The sequence below is a fragment of the Leucobacter manosquensis genome (assembly GCF_018304845.1).
GTDB lineage: Bacteria > Actinomycetota > Actinomycetes > Actinomycetales > Microbacteriaceae > Leucobacter > Leucobacter alluvii.
The window spans coordinates 727,736-742,839 of the sequence record NZ_JAFEVO010000001.1; the positions used below are offsets into that span (position 1 = coordinate 727,736).

The following is a 15,104-nucleotide window of genomic DNA, read 5'->3' on the forward strand; positions in this document are numbered from 1 at the left end:
CTCGCCCGGCAATCACTCTTCGGAACGTCGGGCTTCGAGCGAGCACTGCGGTCGTGCCCCCTCGGGTGTGCGCTCACTCACTCGATGCAGCTCGAACCCTGCAGAGACGAGCCGTCCGGCGAGTTCTCCGCGTGGCCACCGGTAGGCGGTGACCACGGCGTGCGCAAACGGCTCCAGCTCCGGCCAGGCGAAGGCCCCGAGAAGCAGACGGCCGCCGGGAGCCAAGATGCGGGCGAACTCGGCGAGAACTGCGTCGACCTCAGCCGGCGGAGTGTGGATCAGCGAGAACCACGAGAGGATTCCACCCGCGGAAGCCGTGGCGACGCCGCTCCGCGCGAGATCCGCGACGCGGTACTCGCTGTGCGGAAAGCGCTGGCGCGCGATCTCGATGAACGCGGGGGAGAGGTCGAAGCCCGATATCTCAGCGCCCTGACGGCGCAGATCGTCGGTCCAGTGGCCCGGGCCGCAGCCGGCATCGACGAGGGGGCCGCTGCACCGTGCCGCCCATTCGCGAATCTCTGCGACATCGTCAGCGGGGGCTGCGTCGACGGAGGCGAAGAGGTCGGCATATTCGGCCGCCCGTGCGTCGTACGAGCGTCGGATCGCGGTGGCTGACATCGCTCCACCCTAGTGCGCCGCGTGATGCGAGGTCACTGGGGAAAGAAAAAGACCCGGCCGGGGCCGGGTCTATCTGTGCGCGATACTGGGATCGAACCAGCGCGAGCATCTCGTGCGAACGCATCGCGTTCGCGATGCTCGCGAGGTCACTGGGGAAAGAAAAAGACCCGGCCGGGGCCGGGTCTATCTGTGCGCGATACTGGGATCGAACCAGTGACCTCTTCCGTGTCAGGGAAGCGCGCTACCGCTGCGCCAATCGCGCCTGTTCAGGCTATTCAGTTGTGAGACGAGGTGGCGACGGGATTCGAACCCGTGTATACGGCTTTGCAGGCCGCTGCCTCGCCTCTCGGCCACGCCACCGTAGTTTTGTTACCATAAGTTTCCGAGCAAGCTCGGGCACTAGAGCGGATGACGAGACTCGAACTCGCGACCCTCACCTTGGCAAGGTGATGCGCTACCAACTGCGCTACATCCGCATTTCACCGCGTTACCGCGACCTGAATAACTATAGGGAAGCGGCGCCGGGGGTGCAAATCGGTGCGGCCATCCCGGGCGCGCCGCCTCGATTCGCGCCGTCTTCGCGCGGATCCGGCAAGTTTTTCCCACCGCCGGGCAGCCGCGCGGATACTGTTATTCCATGGCTGAAGGGGCGGCAGCGGTTCTGAAGCGATGGATCGGCTTCTCCGTGTTCCTCGCTCTCGTCGCCCTCGCGGTCGGCGCGATGCTGCTGCGCCAGGAGATCAGCGATCACCTCGCGGGAATGAACTACGAGATGAGCCCTCGGGTGAGCGATCTGGCAGACGATCTCGAGCTCACGGAGACCGGACGTCGCATCTTCATCGCGACGCATCCCACCGTGGACGGCAGCCAGCACTTCAACGAGCAGTGCGCCGACGTCGACCACTCGGAGCAGGGGCACGTGCTCGGCTGCTACACCGCCGACCGCATCCACCTCTTCGACGTCACGGATGACCGTGTGAGCGAGGTCGTGGAGATCACTGCGGCCCATGAACTGCTCCACGCGGCGTTCCATCGGCTCGGCGAGGGGGACCGGTCGCTGCTCGCCTCGCGCCTGCGGGAGGTGTACGACGAACTCGCGCCAACGGATGCGGCGCTCGCAGAACGCATGAGTGTATACGAGCATCTGCCGGACGCTGCCTTCGCGAACGAGCTGCATTCGGTATTGGGCACCGAGGTGCGCGAGCTGCCGCAGTGGTTGGAGGATCATTACGCGCAGTGGTTCACGAATCGGTCCGCACTGATCGATGATTTCGAAACCTACGTGACGGTGTTCAACGATCTGCAGGCCAGGGTCGACGCACTGCAGGCCGAGATGGCCGATCTGCGCGCAGATGTGGAGCGGCGCAGCTCGGCATACGGCGAGACCGTCGAAGCTTTCAACGAGGATGCGACGGACTACGCTTCCCGACTCGAACGCGATGGATACCGCGATGATCCTGAGCAGCAGCAGCGCGATGCGGCCGCGCTGCAGCAGCGGCGAGCTGAGATCGACTCCGAGCTCGCCCAGCTCCAGGCCGACATCGATCGATACAACGCGCTTCGCGACGAGCTCGAGACGCTCGGCAAGGTCAGCGCGGAACTCGATGAGCACCTCGACAGCGACCTCGCCCCCATCACGACACGCCCGAACGAGTGAGGGGGGATCCGCGGAAAGCTGCCGCTTGTCGGCGACGGTGCGATCCGCACTCTGGTTCCGTGTATGATCTTTGAGGTTGGCACGGACGGGAATCATCGCATTCCGGGAGTGCACACGGGCGATTGGCGCAGTTGGTAGCGCGCTTCCTTCACACGGAAGAGGTCATCAGTTCGAGTCTGGTATCGCCCACCGCAGCACCCCCGTGGTTCACACCGCGGGGGTGTTCTTGTTTGAGCGCCCGCGTGCACGCGAATGCTCGTGCCGGAGGCCCTGCACAGACGGCGCGCGGCGCTCCGGTAGTCTGGCGCCCATGCACGCTCCGGCCATCACCGCGCTCGACTTTCTGCCGGGGATCTTCGCCCTGACCCATGCGGTCCTCGGCCTCTGGGCGATCCTCTCGCTCGCGAAGTTCGGGGCTCAGCTCAGCTGGCCCAAGATGATCGCCTGGATCTTCTTCATCGCCGCCATTCCGCTCGTGGGAGCGACGGTCTGGTTCACGGCGGGGCGCCGACGGTTCACTCCGAGCGCCCCTGATGAGCGCGTCGACGCTCCGGAGGTCGACACCTCGGGAACCCAGTAGGATCGTACGGTGGCCGGCATCTGCGCCGACCCGGCGCGTTCGCGTTCGCGATCCCGTCGTTTCCGACCTCCACAGTGAAGGAGTTCACCCGTGGCCGATGGCTTCTCCCGTTTCACCGATCGTTCGATCGTCGCGATGCGCGTCGATGGAGAGCTGCGAGATCTCGCGGCGGAGATCACGGATACGGACACGGTGGAGCCCGTCACGATCGACTCGGAGGACGGCCTCAATATCTTGCGGCATTCGGCGGCTCACGTGCTCGCGCAGGCCGTGCAGCGCATCAACCCTGAGACGAAGCTCGGCATCGGCCCGCCCATCGCCGATGGCTTCTACTACGACTTCGACCCCGCGGAGCCGTTCACGCCGGAAGACCTCAAGGCGATCTCCTCTGAGATGCAGAAGATCGTCAAGCAGGGGCAGCGCTTCGTGCGACGCGTGGTGACCGAGGACGAGGCTCGCGCCGAGCTCGCGGACGAGCCGTACAAGCTCGAACTCATCGGCTTGAAAGGTGGAGCAGCCGGAGACGAGAACGGTGAGAGCGTCGAGGTCGGCGGTGCCGAACTCACCATCTACGACAACATCGACCCGAAGACAGGCGAGCTCTGCTGGAAGGATCTCTGCCGTGGGCCGCACGTGCCGAGCACGCGCATGCTCGGCAACGGCTGGGCGCTGATGCGATCGGCCGGCGCTTACTGGCGCGGCAGCGAGAAGAATCCGATGCTGCAGCGCGTCTACGGCACCGCGTGGCCGTCGAAGGACGAACTGCGTGCCTACCAGACGCGTCTCGAGGAGGCCGCGAAGCGCGATCACCGCAAGCTCGGGGTCGAGCTCGACCTCTTCAGCTTCCCGGACGAGATCGGATCCGGCCTCGCGGTGTTCCACCCCAAGGGCGGGATCATCCGTCACGAGATCGAGAACTTCATGCGCTCCGAGCTGCTGAAGAACGGGTACGAGGTCGTCAACAGCCCCCACATCACGAAGGGCACGCTGTTCGAGACCAGTCAGCATCTCAACTGGTACAAGGACGGGATGTTCCCGGCGATGCACCTGGACGAGCAGACGGATGGCGACGGCAACGTCGTCAAACAGGGGCAGGATTACTACCTGAAGCCCATGAACTGCCCGTTCCACAACCTGATCTTCCGCGCGCGCGCTCGAAGCTATCGCGAGCTGCCGCTGCGGCTGGCCGAGTTCGGCACCGTGTACCGGTACGAGAAGAGCGGCACCCTCTCCGGCCTCACGCGCGTGCGCGGCTTGACTCAGGACGACGCGCACATCTACGTCACCGACGATCAGGTGAAGGACGAGATCAAGCGACAGCTCGAGTTCGTGTTCTCCACTCTGCGCGCCTACGGGCTCAACGACTTCTATCTCGAGCTGTCGACCCGCGATCCCGAGAAGTCCGTCGGCTCGGACGAGCAGTGGGAACTCGCGACCGACACTCTTCGCGAGGTCGGCGAGGAGTCGGGGCTGGAGCTCGTCGCCGACCCCGGTGGGGCCGCGTTCTACGGGCCGAAGATCTCGGTGCAAGCCCGTGACGCGATCGGCCGCACCTGGCAGCTCTCAACCGTCCAGCTCGACTTCAACCAACCAGAGCTGTTCGAGCTGGAGTATGCGGCGGCGGATGGGACACGGAAGCAGCCCATCATGATCCACCGGGCGCTGCTCGGCTCGGTCGAGCGCTTCTTCGCGATCCTTCTCGAGCACTACGCCGGCGCGTTCCCGGTCTGGCTGTCGCCGACGCAGGTCGTCGGCATTCCGGTGGCCGAGCAGTACGGCGAGTACCTCGACGAGGTCGTCGCGCGCCTGCGCGAGCAGGGCGTGCGTGCCGAAGTCGATCACAGCGACGACCGCATGCCGAAGAAGATCCGCACGCACACGAAGGCGAAGGTCCCGTTCCAGCTCATCGCGGGCGAGGAGGATCGGGCGGCGGGCGCCGTCAGCTTCCGCTTCCGCGACGGCACGCAGTTGAACGGCGTGCCGGTCGACGAGGCGATCGATCGCATCACCGCTGCGATCCGCTCGCACGAGCAGGTCTCGACGGCATGGTCGGAGTAGTCGGAAGCGCGGGTTCGGGAGCTGACGAGGCGTCGATGCCGAGCGCCGCACCCGGTGGGGTGCGGCCGGAGTCGCTCGAGGAGAGCGGCGCCGTCGGCGTCGCCGATGACCTGCGTCGACTCTGGGTGCCGCACCGCATGGTGTACGTGTCGGACCATCATCAGCCCGGTGAGCACGACTGCCCGTTCTGCGCGGCTCCGGAGCGCGCCGATTCCGAAGCGCTGATCGTCGCGCGGGGCGAGCACGCATACGTCCTGCTGAACCTCTTCCCCTACAACAGCGGCCACATGCTCGTCTGCCCCTACCGCCACATCTCGAACTACGACGAGGCCACCGAAGCGGAGACCTCCGAGATCGCCGCGCTCACGCAGACGGCCATGCGCGTCGCACGATCGACGCTGCAGTGCGACGGGTTCAATCTGGGTATGAATCAGGGAGCCATCGCCGGCGCCGGAGTCGCATCGCACCTGCATCAGCATGTCGTGCCGCGGTGGGCGTCCGATGCGAACTTCTTCCCGATCATCGCGAAGACGAAAGCGATGCCCCAACTGCTCGGCGAGGTGCGTGAGCTGTTCGCCGAAGCCTGGCCCCGTCCCTGATCGGCGCAGGAGCCGACTGCGGCGGGGCGCCGCGCTCCGGCCCCATAGACTGAACTCAGACCACCCTCATTCCGAAACAATCAAAGAGGAGCTCCCGTGTCCGGACACTCCAAGTGGGCGACGACGAAGCACAAGAAGGCGATCATCGACTCGCGCCGTGCAAAGGCGTTCGCCAAGTACATCAAGAACATCGAGGTCGCGGCGCGCATCGGCGGCGCTGATCTCTCAGGCAACCCGACCCTCGTCGACGCCGTGCAGAAGGCGAAGAAGAACTCCGTTCCGGGCGACAACATCGATCGCGCCATCAAGCGCGGTGCCGGGCTCGACGGAGACGCAGTCGAGTACATGACGATCGTGTACGAGGCGTACGGCCCGAACGGCGTCGCCCTCATGATCGAGTGCCTGACGGACAACAAGAATCGTGCAGCGGCGGAGGTGCGCACCGCGTTGAATCGCAATGGCGGCACCCTCGCTGATCCGGGCAGCGTCGCGTACAACTTCGGGCGGAAGGGCGTCATCGTCGTTCCCGCCGAGGGCACCACGGAGGACGACGTGCTCGCTGCGGTGCTCGAAGCCGGTGCAGAAGAGGTCAACGCCGCTCCGAACGGCGAGACGTTCGACGTCATCACGGATGCTTCTGATCTCGTCGCTGCTCGCACCGCGCTCGTCGACGCCGGGATCGACTACGACTCGGCGGACGCGGAGTTCGTGCCGAGCCTCAAGGTCGAAGTCGATGCCGACACGGCGCGCAAGGTGTTCCGCCTGATCGATGCACTCGAGGACAGCGACGACGTGCAGAACGTCTTCACGAATGTCGACCTGACCGCAGAGGTGCAGGCCGAACTCGCTGAAGACGAGTGACGCACCGGTCGAGACCGGATCCTCGACGATGACGCGCATCATCGGCATCGACCCCGGCCTCACGCGCTGCGGCATCGGCGTGGTGACGGCCGGGGCCGGGCGGCGCGTGACGTTCGAGCACGTGGAGGTGCTCGGTTCGCCGGCGACGGCCGAACTGCCGGCTCGGCTCCATCAGCTGGGGTCCGCGATCGAACGGCTGCTCGACGGCGAGAAACCAGCGGCGATCGCTCTCGAGCGCGTCTTCGCTCAGCAGAACCTCCCGTCGGTGATGGGCGTCGCTCAGATCAGCGGCGTTGTGATGTTCCTCGCCGAGCGGCGCGGCATTCCGGTGGCGCTCTACACCCCGAACGAGGTCAAGGCGCAGGTCACGGGCTACGGCAGCGCCGACAAGTTGCAGGTCACGACGATGGTGACGCGGCCCTCAGGCTCGCCGCGCCCCGAAGCCGGCGGACGCCGCTGATGCGCTCGCGTTGGCGATCACTCACGCCTGGCACCTCTCGCGCGGCGGGACGGCCGATCGTTCCACCCGGGCTATGGCGCCGGCGGGGGAGACGCCTGCTCAACGGGCGTGGCGCGAGGCCGAGGCCAAGGTCGGCCGACGCCGCAGCGGCCCTCGGGCGTAAGCGCCAGAACCCTCACGGGAGTCGCAACTCCGCCGACGCGTCAGGGCCGCTCTGCGGGAGGGTCCTGGTCGACATCGCGATCCTCAGCGCCGGCGCGCGGTTCGCGCTCACCGATGTCTCCCGGTTCTGGCAGCGTGATCGGCAGTGTGATGGTGCCGGTGTGCAGCGCCTCTTCGATGACCTGTTCGACCTGGCGCTGACGCCGAAGTCGGATGCGGCTCAGGGCGCGCTGCTCGGGCAGGCTCCACCCGAACCGCACGGCGAGCAGACGAACGAGTGCAGTCACCACGACGCAGACGATGCTCGCGGGGATGACCGCGACGCCGAGCGCCAGCAGGCCGACGAGCACCGACACTCCGACCAGGCTCGCCACGGCGTAGAGCGAGCCGACATGCATGAGTGCGATCGGAATGTTGAGCATCAGGTCGCGTAGCACGCCGCCGCCCACCGCCGAGACGGTGCCGATGAAGAGCGCCGGTACGACAGGCATGCCGAGTGCGAGCGCTTTCGTCGCGCCGATTGCCCCGAACATTCCGATGCTGATCGCGTCGAGCACGGTGATCACCGGGTCTGCTTTCTCGAGCAGCCGCTGCAGCAGCATTCCGATGAGCGCGGCGCCTGTTGCCACGATGAGGTACCAGTTGTCGGCGAATGCCGCCGGCGTCGTGCCAAGGAAGACGTCGCGGAGGAAGCCGCCGCCCACCCCTGAGAAGATTCCGATGATCGCGACGCCCAGCAGATCGAGCCGTTTGAAGCCCGCGGCGAAGAGCGCGCCTTGGAGGCTGCCGACTCCGACCGCGGCGAGATCGGCGTAGAGCGGAATGCGGAACGTCTCGTCGAACACGACTCCATTCTCGCGTACGATCGGGCGAATGCGACGGGCCGCATGCATCGTTGCGCCGCGGGCGCAATGGCGCACACGCCGTCGCAAGGGTGGAGGATACTGGACTCGTGCCCCTCTACCGCGAACAAGGTGTTGTGCTCCGCACCCACAAGCTGGGTGAGGCCGATCGCATCGTCACCATGCTGTCGCGTGACCGCGGGCTGCTCAGGGGAGTCGCGAAGGGCGTGCGCCGCACTTCGTCGAAGTTCGGCGCCCGTCTCGAACCGTTCATGGTCGCGGATGTGCAGTGCTTCGAGGGTCGCTCGCTCGACACCATCACGCAGGCGGAGACGCTCGGCGCATACGGTCCGGCGATCAGCGCCGACTACGACCGGTACCGGGCGGGCAGCGTCATCGTGGAAACCGCGGAGCGCCTCGCCGAGGGCGACCCCTCCCGGCCGCTGTACGAACTGCTCGTGGGCGCGCTCCGCACCCTCGCGGCCGCCAGGATTTCGCCGGAGCTCGTGCGGGACGGGTATCTGCTGCGCGCGCTCTCCATCGCCGGCTGGACGCCCGGCTTCGTCGACTGCGTCCGGTGCGGAGCCGCGGGGCCCCACACCGCCGTCGTCGTGCAGCTCGGTGGCGTCGTGTGCGAGGACTGCCGCACCCCCGGCTCACCCAGGCTGGATCCGGGCAGCATTCTGTTGCTCGGGGCCCTGCTCTCGGGGAACTGGGACGACGCGCTGCAGGCCTCGGAGCGGGAGCGCGGTCAGGCCGCCGGCATCGCCGCTGCGTACACGCAGTGGCACCTCGAGCGCGGGTTGCGCTCGTTCCGCGCGCCGCGGCGCTGAGCTGCGGGGCCGCGGACCGCATCTACACTGGCAGTCATGCACCGCGCTCCGTCCTCGCTCGTGCCGGTCGACTGGACCGGGGAGCAGCCTCCGATCTTCGCCGGCCCGCCCCCGCAGCACGTCGCCATCGTCATGGACGGCAACGGGCGTTGGGCGAACCGGCGGGGCCTCCCGCGGGTCGAAGGGCACCGGATGGGGGAGCAGGCACTGCTCGACGTGGTCGCCGGGGCGATTCAGGCCGGGGTCGCCCATCTCAGCGTGTACGCGTTCTCGACCGAGAACTGGCGGCGCTCGCCCGATGAGGTCCGGTTTCTCATGGGATTCAACCGCGACGTGCTGCGCCGCCGTCGAGCGCAGCTCGATGCCTGGAACGTGCGGATGCGCTGGGCCGGGCGCCGCCCGAAGCTCTGGGGATCGGTGATCAACGAGCTGCAGGCGTCGGAGCGCGCCACTGCGTCGAACACCGGCCTCACGTTGACGATGTGCGTGAACTACGGCGGGCGCAACGAGATCACGGACGCAGTGCGCGCAATCGCCTCCGAGGTGCGCGCCGGTCGGCTCTCTCCGAACGGCATCACAGAACGCACCATCGAGCGTCACCTGTACGTTCCCGAACTGCCGAATGTCGATCTGTTCCTCCGCAGCTCCGGCGAACAGCGCACGAGCAATTTCATGCTCTGGCAGTCTGCGTACGCGGAGATGGTGTTCCTCGACACGCTCTGGCCCGATTTCGGCAGGCGGCAGCTCTGGGAGGCGATCGGCATCTATCACGACCGGGATCGTCGCTTCGGCGGTGCCGTCGACACGCCCAGCGGATCCTGATCTGCGAGAATGGTACGGATATGACTTCCCAGACTCTCGGTGACGCCCGCCTGCGCATCGGGCCGCTCGCACTCGATGTGCCCGTCGTGCTCGCCCCCATGGCCGGTATCACCAATACGGCATTCCGGCGGCTCTGCCGCGAATACGGCGCAGGGCTCTACGTGAGCGAGATGATCACGAGCCGGGCGCTCGTCGAACGCACGCCAGCGTCGTTGCGTCTCATCAAGCATCATGAGAGCGAGACGCCGCGTTCGATCCAGCTCTACGGCGTCGATCCGAAGACCGTGTCGGAGGCCGTGCGCTTCCTGGTCGATCAGGATCTCGCCGATCACATCGATCTCAACTTCGGGTGCCCGGTTCCGAAGGTCACTCGCAAGGGCGGGGGCTCTGCGCTGCCGTGGAAGAGCGATCTGTTCCGAGCGATCGTCGAGGGGGCGGTGCGGTCCGCTGGCGACATTCCGCTGACGGTGAAGATGCGCAAAGGCATCGATGAGGATCACCTGACGTACCTCGATGCCGCGCGTGCTGCCGAGGGCGCAGGCGTGGCCGCCATCGCGCTGCACGGGCGCACAGCGAATCAGTTCTACTCCGGCCAGGCCGACTGGAGTTCGATCGCGACGCTCAAGCAGACCATCACGAGCGTGCCCGTGCTCGGCAACGGCGATATCTGGTCGGCTGATGACGCCATCCGCATGGTCCGCGAAACCGGCTGCGACGGCGTCGTCGTCGGCCGCGGGTGCCTCGGACGCCCGTGGCTCTTCGGGGACCTCGCAGCGGCGTTCCGCGCTGAGACCGGGGAGATCTCGGCAGAGGAAGCGGCGGCGTCGATCGCTCAGCCGCCGCTCGGGTTTGTCATGGATGCGATGCGTCGCCACACCGAGCTGCTCGTCGAGTTCTACGACGACGATGAGCCGCATGCATGCCGCGACATCCGCAAGCACGTCGCCTGGTACTTCAAGGGCTATGGGGTCGGCGGCGACACGCGTCGCGCGCTGGCGGCCGTCGAATCGCTCGAGCAGATGGACGAGATCTTCGCCACGATGGATGCCTCACTGCCGTACCCCGGCGAAGGCGCCGAAGGGCAGCGCGGTCGCGCCGGCAGCCCGAAGCGGGTCGTGCTGCCGGACCGCTGGCTCGAGAGCCGCACGAGCGAGAACATCGACTACGCCGATTTGGCGGATGCCGAGCGAGACGACTCGGGTGGGTGAGTCGGGCCTGCCCGCCGGATACGATGCGGTCGACGCCGAACGCTACGTGCCTGAGTCGCATTCGGGATCGCGCAGCGATTTCGCCCGCGACCGTGCGCGCGTGCTCCACTCGAGCGGCTGGCGACGCCTCGCGGCGAAGACGCAGGTGCTCAGCCCCACGGCCGGCATCGATTTCGCGCGGAACCGTCTGACGCATTCCCTTGAGGTCGCGCAGATCGGCCGGGAGCTCGCCGTCTCGCTGAACCTTGCGCAGGACGTGGTGGACACTGCGTGCCTCGCGCACGACCTCGGTCATCCGCCCTTCGGCCACAACGGGGAGAAGGCGCTCAACGAGTGGGCCGTCGACGCGGGCGGGTTCGAGGGCAACGCGCAGACGCTCCGAGTGCTCGCGCGACTCGAACCCAAACGGTTCACCTCCGACGGTGCGAGCGTGGGGTTGAATCTGACCCGCGCGACGCTCGACGCCAGCTGCAAGTACCCCTGGAGCCTTGCCGAGGCCGAGCCCGGCAGCGCGAAGTTCGGCTACTTCGCGGATGATGCTCCAGTCTTCGCGTGGCTGCGCGCGGGAGCGCCGGAGCGGAGGAAGTGCGCCGAGGCCCAGGTGATGGATCTCGCGGATGACATCGCCTACTCGGTGCACGATTTCGAGGACGCCGTCGTCAGCGGGTTCATCGACCCCGAGATCCTTACCGCCCGCTCAGGCCATGACTCGCTGATCCGTGCCGTGTCGGAGTGGGCCGGCGGATCCTACTCGAGCGACGAGCTCGGGGCGGCGTACGACCGCATCTCTGAATCCGAGACCTGGCTGACCCGCTGGGACGAGAGCCGCGCCCACCAGGCGCAGCTCAAGAACTTCACGAGCGAGATGATCGGCCGGTTCGCGCGAGCATCGATCGGGGCGACGCTTGAGGCTGCGGACGGCTCGCCGCTGGCGCGCTACAACGCTTCCGTCATCGTTCCCCGCGAGATCCGTGCAGAGATCGCCGTGCTCAAGGGGATCGTCGCGGCGTTCGTCATGGCGAGCGGGCGGCGTCAACCGACGTATCGCCGGCAGCGCGAGTTGCTGGGCGAACTGCTCGAGGTGCTGTGGGAATCGGGGGAGCACGAGCTGGAGCCCGCTTTCGCGGCCGACTTCCGCCAGGCTGCGGATGATGCGGGGCGGCGGCGCGCCATCGTGGACCAGGTGGCGTCGCTGACGGATCAGTCCGCGATCGCCTGGCACAAGCGGCTGTGTGATGTGCCGCTGGTGTAGGCGAAACGCGTAGCGTTTCGCACCAGCGGCAGCGGCGCCACAGCGTCGCCTGGTCAACGGGCTCCGGCGGTAGACTGTTCAGCTATGGCAGGTCGGATCCGTGCGAGCGATATCGAGGAAGTGAAGCGTCGCACGAACCTTGCCGACCTCGTCGGTGACTACGTCACCTTGAAGAACGCCGGAATCGATTCGATGAAGGGCTTGTGCCCATTCCACGATGAGCGCAGCCCCAGTTTCCACGTGCGCCCGGCGCTCGGCTACTACCACTGCTTCGGGTGCGGGGAATCCGGTGACGCGTTCACCTTCCTCCAGCGCATGGACCATCTCACCTTCGCCGAATCGGTGGAACGTCTTGCAGCGCGGATTCACTACGGTCTGACGTACGAGGAGGGGAGTTTCGCGCGCGAAGACGGCCCGAATCGCGCCCGGCTGCTCGCGGCGAACACCGCAGCGGCCGAGTACTTCTCGGCGCAGCTCGCCGGTGAAGAAGCCGCGATGGCGCGCGACTTCCTCACGCAGCGCGGTTTCGACGAGGCCGCCTGCGAACGGTTCGGCGTCGGGTACGCCCCGCGAGGCTGGGACGGTATGAGCGGCCATTTGCGCGGACTGGGATACACGCCGCAGGAGCTGGTGCAGTCCGGTCTCGCCTCCGAAGGGCAGCGCGGTGCCTACGATCGCTTCCGCGGGCGAATCGTCTGGCCCATCCGCGACACGAGCGGCCAGACGCTCGGCTTCGGAGCGCGCAAGCTCTACGAGGACGACAACGGCCCCAAGTATCTCAATACGCCTGAATCCCCGGTCTACCACAAGTCGCAGGTGCTGTACGGTCTCGATCTCGCGAAGCGGGCGATCTCGCGCGGCAAACGCGCCGTGGTCGTCGAGGGATACACCGATGTCATGGCCTGTCATCTCGCGGGCGTGGAGACCGCGGTGGCGACCTGCGGAACGGCGTTCGGCAAGGATCACATCGCCGTGCTCCGACGCATCATGGGCGATGATTCCGCCGCCGAGGTCGTGTTCACCTTCGACCCGGATGAGGCCGGGCAGAAGGCCGCGCTCCGCGCCTTCAGCGAGGAGAAGCGCTTCACTGCGCAGACCTACGTCGCTGTCGCGCCGGAAGGGCTCGATCCCTCCGATCTGCGTCAGCATCGCGGGGACGAGGCGGTTCGCGAGCTGTTCACGCGCAAGATTCCGCTCTTCGAGTTCGCGCTGAGGCAGGCGATCGCGCGTTTCGACCTGAACAGCGTGGAAGGGCGGGTTGCCGCGCTGCGCGAGGCCGCGCCGATCATCGCGGAGATCAGGGACCCGTCGCTCCGCCCGGGATACACGCGAGAGCTCGCGCGCCTGCTGGGCGCCGAGCTGAATGAGGTGCAGCATGCTGTGCGCAGCGCCGAGCGCAGCCCTCGGGGCAGCGATCGCGGCGGCCAGGACCGGTCGGGTCAGGGCCAGAACGGGCCGCAACGGCAGGGCCAGCACGTGCAGAACCAACGACAGCAGCAGCGCGGCGGGTACGGGCAGCGCGGGGCCGCGCGCCGGCCAGGGTCGTCGGGGCAGCAGGAGGATCCGTACGCCTCCGGCCCGAGTGCCCAGTACGACGACGCTTCGGACCGGTACGGTGGACCCTCCGATCCGCAGCGTGATCCGACACCCGCAGCGCCGCGCCGTATCGGACTCTCTTCACTTCGCAACGCCCCTACGACCTGGCTCGAACGCGACGCCCTGATGGCGATGCTGCAGCAGGGCGAATCGGTGGGCCCTGACCTGCTGCAGCAAGCGGTGACGGCGCAGGTGCTCGAACCCGACCTGCGTGTCGTGCGCGACGCACTCGGCGCCGCATTGCCGGTACTCGGCACGCGGGCGTGGTGGGACGCCGTCATGGCGGCTGCACCCGAGTCGCATCACGGACTCATCCGCGAGCTCGCCATGGCCCCCATGCCGCAGCGAAATCTCGATCAGCTGGCGGCGTACGCCCGCGACGTGGTGGTCTCGCTGCTCGACCGGGATCTCGTGGAGCTCAAACGCGAACTGCTCGCACGCCATCAGCGCATCGGCGACTCCGCAGACCCGCGCGCTCGTCAGATTCAGGAGCAGCTCGTCGCGCTCGAATCAGCTCGCCGCAGTCTGCGCGCAGATTGAGCGGCGTGCCGAAACCGCTCCCGCCGTGCGCATCCCGATGCCCTAGGCTGCTGGTCAGCCGGAGCGCACCACGAGCCACCGAGGAGAATTCAGGATGCCCCACCCCGTAGTCGACGCCGATCCGATGATTCGGGTCTCGGACCTCTCGCTCTCGTACCCGGCGCACGCGGGGGGCCGGGAGTTCGAGGCCGTCGAGGGGCTTTCCTTCGATGTCGCGCGCGGCGATGTGTTCGCCCTCCTCGGCGAGAGCGGTTCGGGCAAGTCGACGCTTGCGAAGTTCTTGGCGGGCCGCGGGCCCGATGCCAGCGAGAAGTCGAGCCGCATTCGGCTCACCGGCGGTGAAGCCACCGTGATGGACGTGCCCATGAACCGCCTGTGGCGCCGCACCCGCGCGCGTTTGACGGCGTACGTCGGCCACCTCGCCCAGGACGCCGGCGCCACGCTCACGCCCGAGCTCAACGTCGGCGACATCCTCTTCGAGCCGATCGTCGAGCGAAGCAAGCACTTCGACCGCGATGAGCTCGGCGAGCGCATCGCGGAGATGATGGACATCGTCGCCCTTCCGCTCGCGAAACTGCAGGAGTATCCGTACGAGCTGTCGAAAGGCCAGCGGCAGCGCGTCGCGGTGATGCGCTCGCTCATGCTCGACCCGCGGCTGCTGATCGCGGATGAGCCCACACTCGGCGTCGACGCGAACAACCGGCCGAAGATCGTCGAGCTGCTGCGGTGGTACCGAGAGCGCAGCGGTGCCACGATGCTGCTGATCAGCCACGACATCGGCATGCTCGAGGCCCTGGTGCAGGAGGTGCTCGTCATGCAGCAGGGCCGGCTCGTGGGGCGCGGGGAGATCAATGAGATCTTCCGCAACGCCGACCACGGGTACGTGCAGCGTCTCGCGCAGGCGCTGCGCGCGACGGCGTACGACGAGATCGCGGAAGAATAGCGTCCACTCGGCGGGCGAATCGCCCGAACCGGGACGATTTGCACACCCGCTTCGGGGCTTGCTAACCTAGTCT

The 15,104-nt window shown here is 67.2% G+C and carries 13 protein-coding genes, 4 tRNA genes and 1 pseudogene; 13 read left to right on the top strand and 5 right to left on the bottom strand.

Annotated features, from left to right (window positions below):
* Positions 1-12 precede the first annotated feature (12 nt).
* The 4 genes from JSQ98_RS03355 to JSQ98_RS03370 all read right to left on the bottom strand — a co-directional run bounded on the left by JSQ98_RS03355 (position 13) and on the right by JSQ98_RS03370 (position 1,094).
* The gene (locus tag JSQ98_RS03355) at positions 13-618 is read right to left on the bottom strand and encodes a class I SAM-dependent DNA methyltransferase (RefSeq protein WP_211648367.1); all 606 of its coding nucleotides are present in this window, start codon (positions 616-618) and stop codon (positions 13-15) included.
* Positions 619-808: 190 nt separating this feature from the next.
* Positions 809-880 (bottom strand) — tRNA-Val (locus tag JSQ98_RS03360).
* A 27-nt stretch (positions 881-907) separates the two neighbouring features.
* Positions 908-978, bottom strand: a tRNA-Cys gene (locus JSQ98_RS03365).
* Positions 979-1,021: 43 nt separating this feature from the next.
* Positions 1,022-1,094, bottom strand: a tRNA-Gly gene (locus JSQ98_RS03370).
* A gap of 161 nt (positions 1,095-1,255) precedes the next feature.
* Here JSQ98_RS03370 and JSQ98_RS03375 point away from each other — a divergent pair.
* The 7 genes and pseudogenes from JSQ98_RS03375 to ruvC all read left to right on the top strand — a co-directional run bounded on the left by JSQ98_RS03375 (position 1,256) and on the right by ruvC (position 6,996).
* The gene (locus JSQ98_RS03375; RefSeq protein ID WP_211648368.1) at positions 1,256-2,275 is read left to right on the top strand and encodes a hypothetical protein; all 1,020 of its coding nucleotides are present in this window, start codon (positions 1,256-1,258) and stop codon (positions 2,273-2,275) included.
* A gap of 116 nt (positions 2,276-2,391) precedes the next feature.
* Positions 2,392-2,464 (top strand) — tRNA-Val (locus JSQ98_RS03380).
* Between the two features lie 121 nt (positions 2,465-2,585).
* The gene (locus JSQ98_RS03385) at positions 2,586-2,855 is read left to right on the top strand and encodes a hypothetical protein (protein ID WP_211648369.1); all 270 of its coding nucleotides are present in this window, start codon (positions 2,586-2,588) and stop codon (positions 2,853-2,855) included.
* A gap of 90 nt (positions 2,856-2,945) precedes the next feature.
* Positions 2,946-4,913 carry a threonine--tRNA ligase gene (gene thrS, locus JSQ98_RS03390; protein WP_211648370.1) on the top strand — a complete coding sequence of 656 codons (1,968 nt, stop codon included), beginning with the start codon at positions 2,946-2,948 and terminating at the stop codon, positions 4,911-4,913.
* A gap of 35 nt (positions 4,914-4,948) precedes the next feature.
* Positions 4,949-5,512, top strand: a complete 564-nt coding sequence (locus tag JSQ98_RS03395; protein WP_249290713.1) for an HIT family protein — start codon at positions 4,949-4,951, stop codon at positions 5,510-5,512.
* 96 nt (positions 5,513-5,608) lie between these two features.
* The gene (locus JSQ98_RS03400; protein ID WP_090148870.1) at positions 5,609-6,373 is read left to right on the top strand and encodes a YebC/PmpR family DNA-binding transcriptional regulator; all 765 of its coding nucleotides are present in this window, start codon (positions 5,609-5,611) and stop codon (positions 6,371-6,373) included.
* Between the two features lie 28 nt (positions 6,374-6,401).
* Positions 6,402-6,996, top strand: a pseudogene (gene ruvC / locus JSQ98_RS03405) (crossover junction endodeoxyribonuclease RuvC).
* A 40-nt stretch (positions 6,997-7,036) separates the two neighbouring features.
* On the opposite strand, the gene JSQ98_RS03410 reads toward ruvC, so the two are convergent.
* The gene (locus JSQ98_RS03410) at positions 7,037-7,840 is read right to left on the bottom strand and encodes a trimeric intracellular cation channel family protein (RefSeq protein WP_346057893.1); all 804 of its coding nucleotides are present in this window, start codon (positions 7,838-7,840) and stop codon (positions 7,037-7,039) included.
* Between the two features lie 107 nt (positions 7,841-7,947).
* Here JSQ98_RS03410 and recO point away from each other — a divergent pair, with 107 nt between their 5' ends.
* The 6 genes from recO (at position 7,948) to JSQ98_RS03440 (ending at position 15,031) form a co-directional block, all read left to right on the top strand.
* The gene (gene recO, locus JSQ98_RS03415) at positions 7,948-8,670 is read left to right on the top strand and encodes a DNA repair protein RecO (protein ID WP_211648374.1); all 723 of its coding nucleotides are present in this window, start codon (positions 7,948-7,950) and stop codon (positions 8,668-8,670) included.
* 36 nt (positions 8,671-8,706) lie between these two features.
* Positions 8,707-9,492 carry an isoprenyl transferase gene (locus JSQ98_RS03420; RefSeq protein WP_211648376.1) on the top strand — a complete coding sequence of 262 codons (786 nt, stop codon included), beginning with the start codon at positions 8,707-8,709 and terminating at the stop codon, positions 9,490-9,492.
* 20 nt (positions 9,493-9,512) lie between these two features.
* Positions 9,513-10,700: a tRNA dihydrouridine synthase DusB gene (gene dusB, locus JSQ98_RS03425; protein WP_211648377.1), complete on the top strand. Its 1,188-nt coding sequence runs from the start codon at positions 9,513-9,515 to the stop codon at positions 10,698-10,700.
* Positions 10,672-11,952, top strand: a complete 1,281-nt coding sequence (locus tag JSQ98_RS03430) for a deoxyguanosinetriphosphate triphosphohydrolase (RefSeq protein WP_249290715.1) — start codon at positions 10,672-10,674, stop codon at positions 11,950-11,952. Before dusB ends, JSQ98_RS03430 begins: the two co-directional genes overlap by 29 nt.
* A gap of 84 nt (positions 11,953-12,036) precedes the next feature.
* Entirely contained in the window at positions 12,037-14,088 is a 2,052-nt protein-coding gene (gene dnaG, locus JSQ98_RS03435; protein ID WP_211648378.1) for a DNA primase, read from the top strand.
* A gap of 94 nt (positions 14,089-14,182) precedes the next feature.
* Positions 14,183-15,031: an ABC transporter ATP-binding protein gene (locus JSQ98_RS03440; protein ID WP_090148883.1), complete on the top strand. Its 849-nt coding sequence runs from the start codon at positions 14,183-14,185 to the stop codon at positions 15,029-15,031.
* Positions 15,032-15,104: the final 73 nt, after the last annotated feature.

Coding starts and splice junctions, on each gene's coding strand:
- dusB (WP_211648377.1), top strand. CDS start 9,513: ATGACTTCCCAGACTCTCGGTGACGCCCGCCTGCGCATCGGGCCGCTC.
- JSQ98_RS03430 (WP_249290715.1), top strand. CDS start 10,672: ATGCCGAGCGAGACGACTCGGGTGGGTGAGTCGGGCCTGCCCGCCGGA.
- dnaG (WP_211648378.1), top strand. CDS start 12,037: ATGGCAGGTCGGATCCGTGCGAGCGATATCGAGGAAGTGAAGCGTCGC.
- JSQ98_RS03375 (WP_211648368.1), top strand. CDS start 1,256: ATGGCTGAAGGGGCGGCAGCGGTTCTGAAGCGATGGATCGGCTTCTCC.
- JSQ98_RS03385 (WP_211648369.1), top strand. CDS start 2,586: ATGCACGCTCCGGCCATCACCGCGCTCGACTTTCTGCCGGGGATCTTC.
- JSQ98_RS03440 (WP_090148883.1), top strand. CDS start 14,183: ATGCCCCACCCCGTAGTCGACGCCGATCCGATGATTCGGGTCTCGGAC.
- JSQ98_RS03355 (WP_211648367.1), bottom strand. CDS start 618: ATGTCAGCCACCGCGATCCGACGCTCGTACGACGCACGGGCGGCCGAA.
- JSQ98_RS03395 (WP_249290713.1), top strand. CDS start 4,949: ATGCCGAGCGCCGCACCCGGTGGGGTGCGGCCGGAGTCGCTCGAGGAG.
- JSQ98_RS03420 (WP_211648376.1), top strand. CDS start 8,707: ATGCACCGCGCTCCGTCCTCGCTCGTGCCGGTCGACTGGACCGGGGAG.